We start from the raw sequence: 15954 nt of genomic DNA, 5'->3' as shown, positions 1-15954 counted from the left end.
CGTCATCGACCATGTCCGCCTTGTTCAGGAACACAACGATGAAAGGTACGCCGACCTGGCGGGACAGCAGGATGTGCTCACGAGTCTGCGGCATGGGGCCGTCAGCTGCGGAACACACCAGGATTGCGCCGTCCATCTGTGCCGCACCCGTGATCATGTTCTTCACATAGTCAGCGTGGCCCGGGCAGTCTACGTGGGCGTAGTGACGTGCCGGTGAATCATACTCAACGTGTGAAGTCGCGATAGTAATACCACGGGCCTTCTCTTCCGGCGCGTTATCGATAGAATCGAATGCACTTGCACTACCAGTACCCCACACTTCGTGACATACACGAGTCAGCGCGGCTGTCAGCGTGGTCTTGCCATGGTCTACGTGACCAATGGTGCCCACGTTTACGTGTGGCTTGTTACGCTCAAATTTTGCTTTAGACACGGTTACACCTCTTCCTGTTTCTTAAGTCCTGGGGATCAACCCTTTTTAATGATCGCTTCGGCAATGTTCGAGGGAGCTTCCATATAGCGGGAGAACTCCATCGCATAAGACGCCCGACCCTGCGTTGCAGAACGCAGATCGGTGGCGTAACCGAACATCTCCGACAACGGAACCTCTGCACGAATCTGCTTGCCAGAAGGAATGTCTTCCATGCCCTGCACGAGACCGCGACGACGGTTCAGGTCGCCTACTACGTCACCCATGTAATCTTCAGGGGTAACAACCTCTACCCTCATCATCGGCTCGAGAAGGGCTGGGCTGGCTTCCAGAGCGCCTTTCTTCATCGCCATGGAACCGGCGACCTTGAAGGCCATCTCATTGGAGTCAACGTCGTGGTAAGAACCATCGTACAGCGTGGCCTTGATGCGCAGCAGCGGGTAACCGGCCAGACAGCCGTTCTGCATCTGCTCCTGAATGCCTTGCTGGACAGCAGGTATGTATTCCTTGGGAACGACACCACCAACGATTTCATTCACGAAGATAAAGTTCTCGCCATCTTCATCATCAAGAGGCAGCGGCTCAAGCTTGATCTTGACGTGACCGTACTGACCACGACCACCAGACTGACGTACGAACTTGCCTTCCACATCCACGTTCTTACGGATGCACTCACGGTAAGCAACCTGCGGCTTACCAATGTTTGCCTCTACCTTGAACTCGCGACGCATGCGGTCAACGATAATGTCCAGGTGAAGCTCACCCATACCGGAGATGATGGTCTGGCCGGACTCTTCATCAGTGCGCACACGGAATGAAGGATCTTCTTGGGCCAGCTTGCCAAGGGCAACACCCATCTTCTCCTGATCAGCTTTGGACTTCGGCTCTACGGCTACGGAGATAACCGGCTCCGGGAATTCCATGCGCTCCAGGATGATCTTGTGGTTCTCGTCGCACAGGGTATCACCGGTCGTGACACTCTTGAGGCCAATTGCCGCAGCAATGTCACCCGCAAGAACTTCCTTGATCTCCTGACGCTCTTTGGAGTGCATCTGAACCATACGGCCAACGCGCTCTTTCTTCTGCTTGACCGAATTGTAAACCGCATTACCGGATTCGAGCCTACCGGAGTAGACACGGAAGAAGGTCAGCGTGCCGACAAACGGGTCTGTCGCAATCTTGAATGCCAGAGCGGAGAAGGGAGCATCGTCATCAGCCTGACGGGTTTCTTCAGTACCGTCTTCGTCCACTTCACCACGGATGGCTTTAACCTCATCCGGCGCTGGCAGGAATTCGATAACAGCGTCCAATACCGCCTGAACACCCTTGTTCTTGAAGGCAGAACCACAGGTCGCGATGACGATCTCATTGGCGAGCGTACGAATACGCAGACCTTTTTTGATGTCGTCGTTGTTCAGCTCGCCCTCTTCGAGGTAGCGTTCCATCAACTCTTCGTTGGCTTCCGCGGCCGCTTCCATCATCTCTTCGCGGTACTTGGCCACTTCCTCGGCCATTTCCGCCGGAACATCACGCTCGTCATAGGTTGCACCAGCGTCGTCTTCGTTCCAGTAGATCGCCTTGTTACGGATCAGATCGATAACACCGGCAAAGTCCTCTTCAGAACCAATCGGCAACTGAACCGGTACGGCGTTGGCACCCAGGCGATTCTTGATCTGGGCAACAACCCGCAGGAAGTTGGCGCCGGCACGGTCCATCTTGTTGACGAATACCATGCGCGGAACTTCGTACTTGTTGGCCTGACGCCAGACAGTCTCGGACTGCGGCTCAACACCTGAAGAACCACAGAACACCACAACCGCACCGTCGAGTACACGCAGCGAGCGCTCTACCTCGATGGTGAAGTCAACGTGTCCCGGGGTATCGATGATGTTGATACGGTGCTCAGGATACTGTTTGTCCATGCCCTGCCAGAAACAGGTGGTTGCAGCAGACGTGATGGTAATACCACGCTCCTGCTCCTGCTCCATCCAGTCCATGGTTGCTGCGCCATCATGAACTTCACCAATCTTGTGGGAAATACCTGTATAGAACAGGACCCGCTCGGTGGTTGTGGTTTTGCCCGCATCAACGTGCGCACAAATACCAATGTTTCTGTATCTCTTGATCGGAGTCTTACGTGCCACTGTATAAACCTCGGCTGATTAGAAACGGAAGTGAGAGAACGCCTTGTTGGCTTCTGCCATGCGATGAACGTCTTCGCGCTTCTTAACAGCGGAGCCTTTGCTATCAGCGGCATCCAGGATTTCGCCTGCCAGACGCTGAGCCATGGACTTTTCACCACGTTTCCGTGAATATTCTACGAGCCAGCGCATGGCCAGCGCGTGCTGACGGGAAGGCCGCACTTCTACAGGCACCTGGTAAGTAGCACCACCCACGCGACGGGACTTAACCTCAACCATCGGCTGGATGTTCTCCAGGGCCTTCTCGAACATTTCGATCGGCTCTTCCTTCGACTTGTCGGCAACGATATCGAGCGCGCCATAAACAATGCGCTCTGCAACGCCTTTCTTGCCACTTTCCATCACATGGTTGATGAACTTGGCCAGACGTGCACTGCCGAATTTGGGATCCGGGATAATTTCCCGTTTTGCTGCAACTCTTCTTCTAGGCATCGATAAGCCCTTATCTGTTAAAAGGTCTTCAGGAACCCCTGAGATAGCATCAGCTACTCAGCCTTACTCTCACCGTTCTACGTAGCAACGATAAAAGACACCCGCGTGGGACATCAGGACTTGGGTCGTTTTGCACCGTACTTGGAGCGGCCCTGCTTACGGTTCTGCACACCCTGGGTGTCCAGTGTTCCGCGAACAGTGTGATAGCGCACACCCGGAAGGTCTTTAACTCGACCACCACGGATCAGCACAACACTGTGCTCCTGAAGGTTGTGACCTTCACCACCAATGTATGAGGAAACCTCGTAGCCGTTAGTCAGGCGAACACGGCACACTTTACGCAGTGCTGAGTTCGGCTTCTTCGGCGTTGTGGTGTATACACGAGTACACACACCACGGCGCTGAGGACAGGCCTGCAGAGCAGGAACGTCGCTCTTGGCTGCCTTGCGTTTACGAGGCTTACGCACCAACTGATTAATCGTTGCCATGTAAGCAAACTCCAAAAAACCGTATCAATGAAACTTACCCCCGACAGGCGGGGGTAAAATTTGAGGGTCGCAAGTGTAAGCCCGCGCCCCCTAACAGTCAAGATGACTGATCTCTTTTTAACCACCCGCGGCGTAAGTAACTACCGGCGGGTGGCCGTGCCGGCCAACTCAGCTTTCGCGGTTGAGCTCGGCACTCAGAGCTTCTTCCACATCCGCTGCGGTTACGCCCTGCTCTTCCAGTTCACGCTTGCGCTTGCGCTCTGCGTGGTAGGCGAGACCGGTACCAGCCGGAATCAGGCGACCCACCACCACGTTTTCCTTCAGGCCGCGGAGGTAGTCCCGCTTGCCGGTGACGGCGCCTTCGGTCAGAACCCGCGTGGTTTCCTGGAACGATGCTGCAGAGATGAAGGACTCTGTTGCCAGAGATGCCTTGGTGATACCCAGCAGCAGACGATCGCACCTTGCGGGCTCCTTGTCGGCTGCCTCTGCTTTCTCGTTCTCTTCCATGAACTGAGTGATCTCAACCTGATCACCACCCAGCAGGCTGGTATCGCCGGCGTCGGTAATCTCGACCTTGCGCAGCATCTGACGAACAATAACTTCGATGTGCTTATCGTTGATGACAACGCCTTGCAGGCGGTACACGTCCTGGATCTCGTTGGTAATGTACTTCGCCAACGCCACTACACCCAGCAGGCGCAGAATATCGTGCGGGTTGGAAGGGCCGTCGGAGATGACCTCACCCTTCTCGACCGTCTCACCCTCGAACACGTTCATCTGGCGATGCTTCGGAATCAGAACCTCATACGGATCCGCATCCTTCGGCGTGATCACCAGGCGCTTCTTGCCCTTGGTTTCCTTGCCGAATGAAACCACACCACTGACTTCCGCCAGGATCGAGGACTCTTTCGGACGACGGGCTTCGAACAGGTCGGCAACCCGTGGCAGACCACCGGTAATATCCCGGGTCTTCGAGCTTTCCTGCGGGATACGTGCAACCACGTCACCCAGTTCGACCCTGGCACCGTTGGCCATGGTCACCAGCGCGTTGGCTGGCAGGAAGAAGATTGCAGTACCGCCACCGGGCAGCTCAACGTCCTCACCCTTCTCGTCAATCAGCTGGATGGCAGGACGGATGTCCTTACCGGCCGCCGGACGTTCCTTGGGATCGATAACTTCCATGGTGGACAGACCGGTCAGCTCGTCTGTCTGGGTCCGGACAGTGATGCCCTGATCCATGTTGACGAACCGGACGGTACCTTCCGCCTCGGCAATGATCGGGTGAGTGTGCGGATCCCACTTGGCAACCGCGACACCGGCTTCAACCGAATCACCATGCTTGACCGACAGCACCGCGCCATAGGGGAGCTTGTACCACTCACGCTCACGGCCCTGTTCGTCGGCAATCGCCAGCGCAGAGGAGCGGGAGATCACGACCAGCGTGCCGTCGCTCTTCTCGATGGACTTCAGGTTGTGCAGGCGAACAGTGCCGCCGTGCTTGACCTGGATATTGTCGACCGCAGACGCCCGGCTGGCCGCACCACCAATGTGGAAGGTACGCATGGTCAGCTGGGTACCTGGCTCACCGATGGACTGCGCCGCGATAACACCGACCGCTTCACCAACGTTGACCTGATGGCCCCGCGCAAGGTCACGACCGTAACACTTGGAACAGATGCCGTGGCGGGTTTCACAGGTAATCGCAGAACGAACCCAGACTTCGTCCACACCGGCACGCTCAAGCGACTCAACCGCTTTCTCATCCAGCAGAGTGCCGGCTTCGACAACGGCATTGTCCTTGTCGGTAGGCGTGAACGCAGCACGTGCAGTGACACGACCGAGAACACGATCACCCAGAGGCACGACCACGTCACCGCCTTCGATATGCGGCGTCATCAGCAGGCCTTCCTCGGTGCCACAGTCGGTTTCTGTGACCACCAGATCCTGGGACACGTCCACCAGGCGGCGAGTCAGGTAACCGGAGTTCGCCGTCTTCAGAGCGGTATCCGCCAGACCCTTACGGGCACCGTGCGTGGAGATGAAGTACTGAAGTACGTTCAGACCCTCACGGAAGTTCGCGGTAATCGGGGTTTCAATGATCGAGCCATCCGGCTTCGCCATCAGACCACGCATACCCGCCAACTGACGGATCTGTGCGGGGGAGCCCCGGGCGCCGGAGTCGGCCATCATGTAAACGGAGTTGAAAGACTCCTGCATGAGGTCTTCGCCATTTTCGCCTTTGACAGCCTTGCCATCCGGCCCGATAACCTGTTCCTGGGACAGCCTGTCCATCATCGCCTTGGACACTTTGTCGTTGGCGCGGGACCAGATATCGATAACCTTGTTGTACTTCTCGCCCTGGGTCAGCAGACCGGACGCGTACTGGGTCTCGATGTCCTTGACTTCTTCAGACGCCGCATCCACCAGCTCGTACTTCTCGGGAGGAATCTCGAAGTCGTTAAAGCCGATTGAAATGCCGGAAACCGTCGCGAAGTGATAGCCCATGTACATCAGCTGATCCGCAAAAATCACGGTGTCTTTCAGACCCGCATCGCGGTAACAGGTGTTGATCAGGTTGGAGATCGCCTTTTTGACCATCGGCTTGTTGACGATGTCGTAGGACAGACCGTCAGGCACGATATCAAACAGCAGTGCACGGCCGACCGTGGTTTCCACGATCTTGAGCACTTCAATCTTCTCGCCGTTTTCGTCATAGGTCACTTCTTTAACGCGGACCTTGACCATGGCCTGAAGATCCACCTTGCCGGCGCCATAGGCGCGGTGCGCCTCTTTGACATCGGCAAACACCATGCCTTCACCAAGCGCACTCTTGCGGTCACGGGTCATGTAGTAAAGACCCAGCACCACGTCCTGAGACGGCACGATGATCGGCTCGCCGTTAGCCGGCGACAGCACGTTGTTGGTGGACATCATCAACGCACGGGCTTCGAGCTGGGCTTCCAGGGTCAGCGGTACGTGGACCGCCATCTGGTCACCGTCGAAGTCGGCGTTGTAGGCCGCACACACCAGCGGGTGCAGCTGGATCGCCTTGCCTTCAATCAATACCGGCTCGAACGCCTGGATACCCAGACGGTGAAGCGTGGGTGCCCGGTTGAGCATGATCGGGTGCTCACGGATGACCTCGTCCAGGATATCCCAGACCACGCCTTCCTCGCGCTCGACCATTTTCTTGGCGGCCTTGATCGTGGTCGCCAGACCACGGTGCTCCAGCTTGGAGAAAATAAACGGCTTGAACAGCTCCAGCGCCATCTTCTTGGGAAGACCGCACTGGTGCAGGCGCAGGTAGGGACCAACCACGATCACCGAACGACCGGAGTAATCCACTCGCTTACCGAGCAGGTTCTGACGGAAGCGACCCTGCTTACCCTTGATCATGTCTGCCAGGGACTTCAGCGGGCGCTTGTTGGTGCCGGTAATGGCGCGACCACGACGGCCGTTGTCCAGCAGTGCGTCCACAGCTTCCTGCAGCATCCGCTTCTCGTTACGCACAATGATATCCGGAGCATTGAGCTCCAGCAGGCGCTTGAGACGGTTGTTCCGGTTGATCACCCGACGGTACAGATCGTTCAGGTCGGACGTGGCGAAACGGCCACCGTCCAACGGTACCAGCGGACGCAGATCCGGCGGCAGAACCGGCAGCACGGTCATGACCATGTCGCCCGGCTTGTTACCGGAGTACAGGAAGGCCTCGAGAATCTTCAGGCGCTTGCTGAATTTCTTGATCTTGGTTTCGGAGTTGGTCTGGGGAATCTCTTCCCGCAGGGCTTCAACCTCGGCCTGCAGATCAATACCTTCCAGCAGTTCCTGGACGGCTTCGGCACCCATGCGGGCGTCGAACTCGTCGCCGAACTCTTCCAGCGCTTCGTAGTACTGCTCGTCGTTCAGCAGCTGCCCTTTCTCAAGGGTCGTCATGCCCGGCTCGATAACAATGAACGATTCGAAATACAGAACCCGTTCAATATCGCGCAGGGTCATGTCCAGCATCAGACCGATGCGGGACGGCAGTGATTTCAGGAACCAGATATGGGCGACCGGGCTGGCAAGCTCGATATGACCCATGCGCTCACGGCGCACACTGGCCAGTGCCACTTCAACACCACACTTCTCGCAGATGACACCACGGTGCTTGAGGCGCTTGTACTTGCCGCACAGGCACTCGTAATCCTTGATCGGGCCGAAGATCTTGGCACAGAAAAGACCGTCACGTTCAGGCTTGAACGTACGGTAGTTGATGGTCTCAGGCTTTTTGACCTCACCAAAAGACCATGAACGGATCATGTCAGGCGACGCCAGTCCAATACGGATGGCGTCAAATTCCTGCTTCTGGTTCTGGTTTTTGAGAAGATTCAGCAAATCTTTCATCAGTAACAGCTCCGGATGGCGTTATTCTCGGGCGGGTACCGACCGGTACCCGCTCACGCTGCCAAAAACAATTCGGCTCAGTCGGATTCCAGCTCGATGTCGATACCCAGCGAGCGGATTTCCTTGACCAGAACATTGAAGGACTCGGGCATGCCCGGCTCCATACGATGATCGCCATCGACAATGTTCTTGTACATCTTGGTCCGACCATTCACATCATCAGACTTCACGGTAAGCATTTCCTGCAGCGTATACGCCGCACCGTAAGCCTCGAGGGCCCACACTTCCATCTCACCGAAGCGCTGACCACCGAACTGCGCCTTACCACCCAGCGGCTGCTGGGTAACCAGGCTATACGAACCGGTGGAACGAGCGTGCATCTTGTCGTCGATCAGGTGGTTCAGCTTGAGGATATACATGTAGCCAACCGTTACCGGACGGTCAAACTCGTCGCCGGTACGGCCGTCATACAGCACAGTCTGGCCAGTGGTACTAAGACCTGCCAGCTCAAGCATCCGCTTGACCTCCGCTTCCTTGGCACCGTCGAATACCGGCGTTGCCATGGGAACACCCGTGCGCAGGTTGTTGGCCAACGCCAGGATCTCCTTGTCGCTCAGCGAATCCAGGTCAACCTGTGTGACCTCGTCCGAGTGGTTGTAGATCTCGTCCAGCAGGCTGCGGAGTTCAGCAATCTTGCGCTGCTCATCCAGCATCCGGCTGATGCGCTCACCCAGCCCCTTCGCCGCGGCACCCAGGTGAGTCTCAAGAACCTGACCCACGTTCATCCGCGACGGAACACCCAGGGGGTTCAGCACGATATCAACGGTATTGCCGTACTCGTCGTAAGGCATGTCCTCGATCGGCATGACCGCAGAGATAACACCCTTGTTACCATGACGGCCGGCCATCTTGTCACCCGGCTGAATCCGACGCTTGATCGCGAGGTACACCTTGACGATCTTGAGAACACCCGGAGCAAGATCATCGCCTTGCTGAAGCTTGCCTTTCTTGTCGTCAAAGCGCGCTTCGTGATCCTTCTTGCGATCTTCCAGGCCCTGCTCGGATTTCTCCAGCAGCTCGTTCAAAGCCTCGTCTTTCATCCGCAGCTTGAACCAGTCGTCACGCGGCAGCTCTGCCAGGTAGGACTCGTCAAGCTTGGCGCCTTTCTTGAGGCCCGGGCCGCTGATGACTTCCTGCCCTTTCAGGGCATTGGTCAGCCGCTCGAAGGTGGCACCTTCAACAATACGGTACTCGTCTTTCAGGTCCTTGCGGTACTCGTCCAGCTGCTCTTTCTCGATGGACTGGGCACGCGTGTCCTTTTCGATACCGTCACGGGTAAAGACCTGAACGTCAATAACCGTGCCACGGGTACCGGTAGGTACACGCGAGGACGTATCCTTAACGTCCGAGGCCTTCTCACCGAAGATGGCCCTCAGAAGCTTCTCCTCTGGCGTCAGCTGGGTTTCACCTTTCGGCGTCACCTTGCCTACCAGAATGTCACCTGCGCCGACTTCTGCGCCAATATAGACAATACCGGACTCGTCCAGCTTGGACAGCGCGCTTTCACCAACGTTCGGAATATCCGCAGTGATTTCTTCGCTACCCAGTTTGGTATCCCGGGCCACACAGGTCAGTTCCTGGATGTGGATGGTGGTCAGGCGATCTTCCTGGACCACTTTCTCGGAAATAAGGATGGAGTCCTCAAAGTTGTAACCGTTCCAGGGCATGAACGCGATACGCATGTTCTGCCCCAGCGCCAGTTCACCCAGATCCACAGAAGGACCATCAGCCAGCACGTCGCCACGGGCAATTTCGTCGCCCTGATTGACGATGGAGCGCTGATTGATACAGGTGTTCTGGTTTGACCGGGTGTACTTGGTGAGGTTATAGATATCCACACCCGCATCACCGGCTTCGGTCTCGCCGTCGTTGACACGCACCACGATGCGAGCCGCGTCGACGCTTTCAATCACACCGCCACGACGGGCCGTCACACAAACACCGGAGTCCTGGGCCACGGTACGCTCAACACCGGTACCTACCAGAGGCACCTCTGAACGCAGGGTCGGAACAGCCTGGCGCTGCATGTTGGAACCCATCAGTGCCCGGTTGGCGTCATCGTGCTCCAGGAACGGAATCAATGACGCGGCCACCGAGACCACCTGGCGCGGAGACACGTCCATGAAATTGACGTTCTCCGGCGGCGTAACGGTAAACTCGTTCTGGTGACGAACGGTTACCAGCTCATCAGACAGACGCTTGTTCTCGTCCATTGCCGCACTGGCCTGGGCGATGATGAAGTTGCTCTCTTCAATGGCAGAGAGATAAACCACCTCATCGGTAACCAGACCGTCCACAACCTTCCGGTACGGGCTCTCGAGGAAACCGTAGGAGTTGGAGCGGGCGTAGGTAGCCAGCGAGTTGATCAGACCGATGTTCGGGCCTTCCGGTGTCTCGATAGGACACACACGCCCGTAATGGGTCGGGTGTACGTCACGAACCTCGAAACCGGCACGTTCGCGGGTCAGACCGCCAGGACCAAGAGCCGAAATACGGCGCTTGTGAGTCACTTCCGACAACGGATTGTTCTGATCCATGAACTGGGACAGCTGGCTGGAGCCGAAGAACTCTTTCACCGCCGCCGCAACCGGCTTGGCGTTGATCAGGTCCTGAGGCATCAGGCCTTCGCTCTCCGCCAGGCTCAGACGCTCACGGACTGCACGCTCAACACGCACCAGACCAACACGGAACTGGTTTTCCGCCATTTCGCCTACACAACGAACGCGACGGTTACCCAGGTTATCGATGTCATCGACATTGCCCTGGCCATTACGGATATCAATCAGCGTCTTGAGGACGTCGATGATGTCGTCGTGGGTCAGCGTGCCTTCACCGGTGCTTTCTTCACGGCGCAGACGACGGTTCAGCTTCATCCGACCAACGGAGGACAGGTCATACCGCTCTTCCGAGAAGAACAGGTTATTGAACAGGTTCTCTGCCGATTCCTTGGTGGGCGGCTCGCCCGGGCGCATCATGCGATAGATCTCGACCAGCGCCTCAAGCGGCGTGCGGGTCGGGTCGATGCGCAGCGTGTCCGACATGAACGGACCACAATCCAGATCGTTGGTGTACAGGGTTTCAATGTCTGTAACACCGGAATCCAGGATTTTGGTGACAATTTCTTCCGTCAGTTCAGTATTACACTCAACCAGAACCTCTCCGGACTTGGTATCAACCATGTCCTTAGACAGTACACGGCCGTAGAGATACTCCGTCGGAACTTCCAGCTCGGTCAGGCCAGCCTTTTCAAGCTGTTTGATGTGACGAGCGGTAATCCGGCGGCCTTCCTCGACAATGACCGCGCCTTTCTTGTCCTTGATATCGAACGTTGCGATATCACCGCGCAGGCGGCTGGGAACCAGCTCCAGCTTGCAGACTTCGGGGCCGATACTGAATTTACTGGTATCGAAGAACATCTCCAGCATCTGCTCGGAGTTATACCCCAGAGCGCGCAGGAGAATGGACGCAGGCAGCTTCCGGCGACGGTCAATACGGACGAACACCGAGTCCTTGGCATCGAACTCGAAGTCCAGCCAGGAACCACGGTAAGGAATGACCCGCGCCGAATACAGCAGCTTGCCTGACGAGTGGGTCTTGCCCTTGTCATGATCGAAGAACACACCCGGTGAACGGTGGAGCTGGGAAACGATAACCCGCTCGGTACCGTTGATAACGAAGGTACCGTTCTCGGTCATCAGGGGCATTTCGCCCATGTAGACTTCCTGCTCTTTGATATCCTTGATCGCCTTGTTGGACGATTCCTTATCATAAATGATAAGTCTTACTTTGACCCGCAGCGGTGCTGCGTAGGTTACGCCCCTAAGCTGGCATTCCTTGACGTCAAATACCGGCTCGCCGATGCGGTAACTCACGTATTCGAGTGCGGCGTTGCCAGAATAACTGACAATCGGGAATACGGATTTGAATGCTGCGTGGAGACCGGTTTCCCGACGATTTTCGGGTGCGGCTTCACTTTGGAGGAAGTCCCGGAACGAATCCAGCTGTATAGACAGCAAATAGGGGACATCCATCACGGACGGCAATTTACTAAAATCTTTGCGAATCCGCTTTTTCTCTGTATAGGAGTAAGTCATCTGCATTCCCCAGCTTTAGACCTGATACCTGGTATCAAGAAGCAACCATTTTCATGCTTCGGGGCCGATTTGCTCGGCTTACTGCGCCGTCTTGAACAAGACTCTCGCTGTAGGTTATAGATTCTGACAGCACCACAAGATCGGCGTTCAGAGTCTATAGCGTATACAACAGAAAAAGGCCGGTGGCACACGGCCACCAGCCTGTCCATGCTTAACGCACGGTTTCGATCAACAGCCAACTCTTACTTAAGCTCAACAGAAGCGCCTGCTTCCTCAAGCTTCTTCTTGGCTGCGTCAGCGTCGTCTTTGCTGGCCGCTTCCTTGATAACGGAAGGAGCGCTGTCGACCATTTCCTTGGCTTCTTTCAGGCCCAGGCCAGTCAGTTCACGAACGGCCTTGATTACGTTTACTTTCTTCTCACCAGGACCGGTAAGAACAACGTCAAATTCGGTCTGTTCTTCAACAGCTTCACCGGCAGCAGCAGCCGCAGGTGCAGCAGCTACGGCGGCAGCCGCAGATACACCGAATTTCTCTTCCATTGCTTCAACCAGCGCAACAACGTCCATTACGCTCATTTCAGCAATTGCGTTCAAAATGTCTTCGTTAGACAGAGCCATGACTTTCTCCCAAAAATATAAAAATGGTGTTCAACAGAATCAAGCAGCTTCTTGCTTCTGGTCTCGAACTGCCGCTACAGCACGGGTCACTTTGGTTGGTACTTCGTTCAGTGTCCGCGCCAGCTTGGTGATTGGTGCCTGTGTTACTGCGGCCAGCATCGTCAACGCCTCGTGGCGTGTCGGCAGCTTGGCAAGGCGGTCGATCTGGTCTGCGCCCATCAGCTCACCGCCGACGGCCAGGCCCTTGATCTCGAATGCCTCTTTCTCTTTGGCAAAATCCTTCAGCAGGCGTGCAGCCGCACCCGGATCTTCCATTGAGAACGCCAGAATTGTCGGGCCGACCAATGCCTCATCAATGCACTCGAACTCGGTACCGCGGATCGCGATCTTCGCCAGGTTGTTACGAACAACCTTCAGAAGAACGTTCTCGGCACGGGCTTTCGCTCGCAGAGCCGTCATGTCACCGGAAGTGACACCACGGTAGTCAGCCATAACAACAGACAGAGCACCACCGGCAGTCTCGTTGACTTCAGCGACGATCGCTTTCTTGTCTTCGAGTCTAATTGCCACTGGATTTCTCCTCGATTTCGCCGGGGATATCCCGGCAAACCCACATATACCCCTCGCGGGGCTCCCAACGGTGTTTGGGTTCAGAGAGAACGTCTTCACACCGTCTGCGCAGGCGTTGCTTTAACCCGTATAGTCGCTCTCTCAGAAGAAAGAGTGCTTCAGGGGCCTGCGGTCTTTGACAGCCTTGGCTTCCGCCCAGACTACAAAGTAACTACCGCCAGATGCTCAGACGTTCAGAGCACTCTGGTCGATAGTCAGACCAGGACCCATCGTCGACGACAGGGTTACCTTCTTGAGGTAAACACCTTTCGAGGATGAGGGCTTGGCCTTTTTCAGGTCTGCGATCAGAGCTTCAATGTTTTCCTTGATGTTCTGCGCAGAGAATTCCACGTTACCCATCGGAGCATGGATGATACCGTTCTTGTCTGTACGGTAACGAACCTGACCTGCCTTGGCGTTCTTTACGGCGGTCTCAACGTCCGGGGTAACAGTGCCGACTTTCGGGTTCGGCATCAGGCCGCGGGGACCAAGAATCTGGCCCAGCTGACCAACAACACGCATGGCATCCGGAGTGGCGATAACCACGTCGAAATCCATGTTGCCTTTTTTAACTTCTTCCGCCAGATCGTCCATACCGACGATGTCGGCGCCGGCTGCAGTCGCCTTCTCAGCGTTGGCACCCTGGGTGAAGACTGCTACACGAACCGTTTTACCAGTACCGTGAGGCAGAACCGTGCTGCTACGCACCACCTGGTCCGATTTACGGGCATCTACGCCGAGATTGACGGCGACGTCTACAGATTCCTTGAACTTGACGGTCTCGCCCAGTTCAACCAGCAGTGATACTGCCTCGTCGACCGAATAGGCGCGGGCGGAATCCACTTTTTCACGAATCAGTTTCTGACGCTTGCTAAGCTTTGCCATGTTACAGGCCCTCCACGTTCAGGCCCATGCTACGGGCGGTTCCGGCAATGGTACGTACCGCAGCATCCATATCGGCTGCAGTCAGATCCGGCTCCTTGGTTCTGGCGATTTCTTCCAGCTGGTCACGGGTAACCGTGCCGACTTTGTCGGTGTTCGGACGACCAGAACCACTCTTGATGCCGGCTGCTTTCTTGAGCAGCACCGGTGCAGGCGGAGTCTTGGTGATAAAGGTAAAGCTGCGATCACTGTATACGGTAATAACCGTAGGAATCGGCAGGCCCGGCTCCATATCCTGGGTCTGGGCGTTGAACGCCTTACAGAACTCCATGATGTTTACGCCGCGCTGACCCAGTGCAGGACCAACGGGGGGACTCGGGTTGGCCTTGCCGGCAGCAACCTGAAGCTTGATATACGCGTCAATCTTCTTAGCCATGATCTTTCTCCTGTGGGTGCGAACGCCCTTCGGCTCCCCTGTTTTTACAACTGCCAGTAGCAGACACAAAAAGCCCGCGTCGCCATAGCGCGCGAGCTTTCAGCATGTAAGGCTGCCAATCAGTCTTTTTCGACCTGCCCGAACTCCAGCTCTACCGGAGTTGAACGACCGAAAATCAACACAGCAACCTTGACCCGACTCTTGTCGTAGTCAACTTCTTCAACAACGCCATTGAAGTCTGCGAACGGACCTTCAGTGACGCGAACAATCTCACCGGGCTCAAACAGAGTCTTGGGCTTGGGCTGATCCACTCCACTCTCAACACGACGGAGAATCGCCTCGGCCTCTTTTTCTGTAATCGGCGCCGGCTTGTCCTTGGTGCCGCCAATGAAGCCGAGAACCCTGGGCGTATTCTTCACCAGGTGCCAGGTGGCGTCATCCATCTCCATCTGCACCAGAACGTATCCGGGATAAAACTTGCGCTCACTCTTGCGCTTTTTCCCGTCACGCATCTCGACGACTTCTTCCGTCGGCACAAGAATCTCGCCGAACCTGTCTTCCATGCCTTCGAGAGCAATACGCTCCATAAGAGTGCGCATCACGTGCTTCTCAAAGCCGGAATACGCATGAACGACGTACCAGCGCTTAGCCATTGCACACTCCTGATTACCCGATAACTCCGGAGACCAGCCAACTGATCAACGAATCCATACCCCACAGCATCAACGCCACAACCAACACAAACACAACAACAATGGCTGTAGTCTGGATCAGTTCCGGCCTGGTGGGCCATACGACCTTCCGGATTTCAACCCTGGCTTCCTTGAGCAGGGTCGCAAAACGCCGACCACGCTCGGTTTGGAGCGCCACAAAAGCAGCGACCAGAGCAAGAGCTACGAGAGCCAGCACCCGATACAGCAGTGACTCGGCACTAAAATACTGATTACCAACGACACCGATGGCAATCAGAACAAACACAACCAGCCACTTTACTGCATCGAAGCCACTGGTCGAACGATCGGCTTTTGACTCCATAGGAATCAGCTTATGTATCCGGATGTTAAATAAATGGCAGGCCAGGAGGGAATCGAACCCCCAACCTGCGGTTTTGGAGACCGCTGCTCTGCCAATTGAGCTACTGGCCTGCACCGAAACAACTCAGCGCACTTACTTCAAGTTCTTACTCAACAAGAGCAATTACTCGAGGATCTTGGAGACCACACCGGCACCAACGGTACGGCCGCCTTCGCGAATCGCGAAGCGCAGGCCATCTTCCATGGCGATCGGGTTGATCAGGGTAACACTCATCTTGACGTTGTCAC

At 56.0% G+C, this 15954-nt stretch carries 13 protein-coding genes and 1 tRNA gene; all 14 read right to left on the bottom strand.

Annotated elements, in window-relative coordinates:
• The coding region (locus tag QPL94_RS21245) for a GTP-binding protein (protein WP_285359872.1) at nucleotides 1-433 on the bottom strand (433 nt) is incomplete at its 3' end.
• Nucleotides 434-468: 35 nt separating this feature from the next.
• Complete coding sequence (gene fusA / locus QPL94_RS21240; protein WP_285359871.1) at nucleotides 469-2574, bottom strand: elongation factor G; 2106 nt, start codon at nucleotides 2572-2574, stop codon at nucleotides 469-471.
• Between the two features lie 18 nt (nucleotides 2575-2592).
• Nucleotides 2593-3063 carry a 30S ribosomal protein S7 gene (rpsG, locus tag QPL94_RS21235; RefSeq protein WP_285359870.1) on the bottom strand — a complete coding sequence of 157 codons (471 nt, stop codon included), beginning with the start codon at nucleotides 3061-3063 and terminating at the stop codon, nucleotides 2593-2595.
• A gap of 113 nt (nucleotides 3064-3176) precedes the next feature.
• The gene (rpsL, locus tag QPL94_RS21230) at nucleotides 3177-3551 is read right to left on the bottom strand and encodes a 30S ribosomal protein S12 (protein ID WP_007154021.1); all 375 of its coding nucleotides are present in this window, start codon (nucleotides 3549-3551) and stop codon (nucleotides 3177-3179) included.
• Between the two features lie 168 nt (nucleotides 3552-3719).
• The gene (rpoC, locus tag QPL94_RS21225) at nucleotides 3720-7934 is read right to left on the bottom strand and encodes a DNA-directed RNA polymerase subunit beta' (protein ID WP_285359865.1); all 4215 of its coding nucleotides are present in this window, start codon (nucleotides 7932-7934) and stop codon (nucleotides 3720-3722) included.
• Between the two features lie 77 nt (nucleotides 7935-8011).
• Entirely contained in the window at nucleotides 8012-12088 is a 4077-nt protein-coding gene (gene rpoB, locus QPL94_RS21220) for a DNA-directed RNA polymerase subunit beta (protein WP_285359863.1), read from the bottom strand.
• Between the two features lie 242 nt (nucleotides 12089-12330).
• Nucleotides 12331-12705, bottom strand: a complete 375-nt coding sequence (gene rplL / locus QPL94_RS21215; RefSeq protein ID WP_137438076.1) for a 50S ribosomal protein L7/L12 — start codon at nucleotides 12703-12705, stop codon at nucleotides 12331-12333.
• A gap of 39 nt (nucleotides 12706-12744) precedes the next feature.
• Nucleotides 12745-13275 (bottom strand): 50S ribosomal protein L10, encoded by a 531-nt coding sequence (gene rplJ / locus QPL94_RS21210; RefSeq protein WP_027830874.1) that lies wholly within the window; start codon nucleotides 13273-13275, stop codon nucleotides 12745-12747.
• A 225-nt stretch (nucleotides 13276-13500) separates the two neighbouring features.
• Nucleotides 13501-14199 (bottom strand): 50S ribosomal protein L1, encoded by a 699-nt coding sequence (gene rplA, locus QPL94_RS21205; RefSeq protein WP_137438077.1) that lies wholly within the window; start codon nucleotides 14197-14199, stop codon nucleotides 13501-13503.
• Nucleotide 14200: 1 nt separating this feature from the next.
• Nucleotides 14201-14632 (bottom strand): 50S ribosomal protein L11, encoded by a 432-nt coding sequence (rplK, locus tag QPL94_RS21200; RefSeq protein ID WP_027830872.1) that lies wholly within the window; start codon nucleotides 14630-14632, stop codon nucleotides 14201-14203.
• 119 nt (nucleotides 14633-14751) lie between these two features.
• Nucleotides 14752-15285 carry a transcription termination/antitermination protein NusG gene (gene nusG, locus QPL94_RS21195; RefSeq protein WP_137438078.1) on the bottom strand — a complete coding sequence of 178 codons (534 nt, stop codon included), beginning with the start codon at nucleotides 15283-15285 and terminating at the stop codon, nucleotides 14752-14754.
• A 13-nt stretch (nucleotides 15286-15298) separates the two neighbouring features.
• Nucleotides 15299-15667 carry a preprotein translocase subunit SecE gene (secE, locus tag QPL94_RS21190; protein ID WP_027830870.1) on the bottom strand — a complete coding sequence of 123 codons (369 nt, stop codon included), beginning with the start codon at nucleotides 15665-15667 and terminating at the stop codon, nucleotides 15299-15301.
• A gap of 34 nt (nucleotides 15668-15701) precedes the next feature.
• Nucleotides 15702-15777: transfer RNA gene (locus tag QPL94_RS21185), tRNA-Trp, on the bottom strand.
• Nucleotides 15778-15829: 52 nt separating this feature from the next.
• The coding region (locus tag QPL94_RS21180) for an EF-Tu C-terminal domain-related protein (RefSeq protein ID WP_502881568.1) at nucleotides 15830-15954 on the bottom strand (125 nt) is incomplete at its 5' end.

The organism is Marinobacter sp. SS13-12, assembly GCF_030227115.1.
Taxonomy (GTDB): Bacteria; Pseudomonadota; Gammaproteobacteria; order Pseudomonadales; family Oleiphilaceae; genus Marinobacter.
Note: the sequence above shows the minus strand (reverse complement) of the source record. Positions and strands in the feature narration are given on the sequence as shown.

Coding starts and splice junctions, on each gene's coding strand:
- rpsG (WP_285359870.1), bottom strand. CDS start 3,063: ATGCCTAGAAGAAGAGTTGCAGCAAAACGGGAAATTATCCCGGATCCC.
- rpsL (WP_007154021.1), bottom strand. CDS start 3,551: ATGGCAACGATTAATCAGTTGGTGCGTAAGCCTCGTAAACGCAAGGCA.
- rpoC (WP_285359865.1), bottom strand. CDS start 7,934: ATGAAAGATTTGCTGAATCTTCTCAAAAACCAGAACCAGAAGCAGGAA.
- rpoB (WP_285359863.1), bottom strand. CDS start 12,088: ATGACTTACTCCTATACAGAGAAAAAGCGGATTCGCAAAGATTTTAGT.
- rplL (WP_137438076.1), bottom strand. CDS start 12,705: ATGGCTCTGTCTAACGAAGACATTTTGAACGCAATTGCTGAAATGAGC.
- rplA (WP_137438077.1), bottom strand. CDS start 14,199: ATGGCAAAGCTTAGCAAGCGTCAGAAACTGATTCGTGAAAAAGTGGAT.
- rplK (WP_027830872.1), bottom strand. CDS start 14,632: ATGGCTAAGAAGATTGACGCGTATATCAAGCTTCAGGTTGCTGCCGGC.
- nusG (WP_137438078.1), bottom strand. CDS start 15,285: ATGGCTAAGCGCTGGTACGTCGTTCATGCGTATTCCGGCTTTGAGAAG.
- secE (WP_027830870.1), bottom strand. CDS start 15,667: ATGGAGTCAAAAGCCGATCGTTCGACCAGTGGCTTCGATGCAGTAAAG.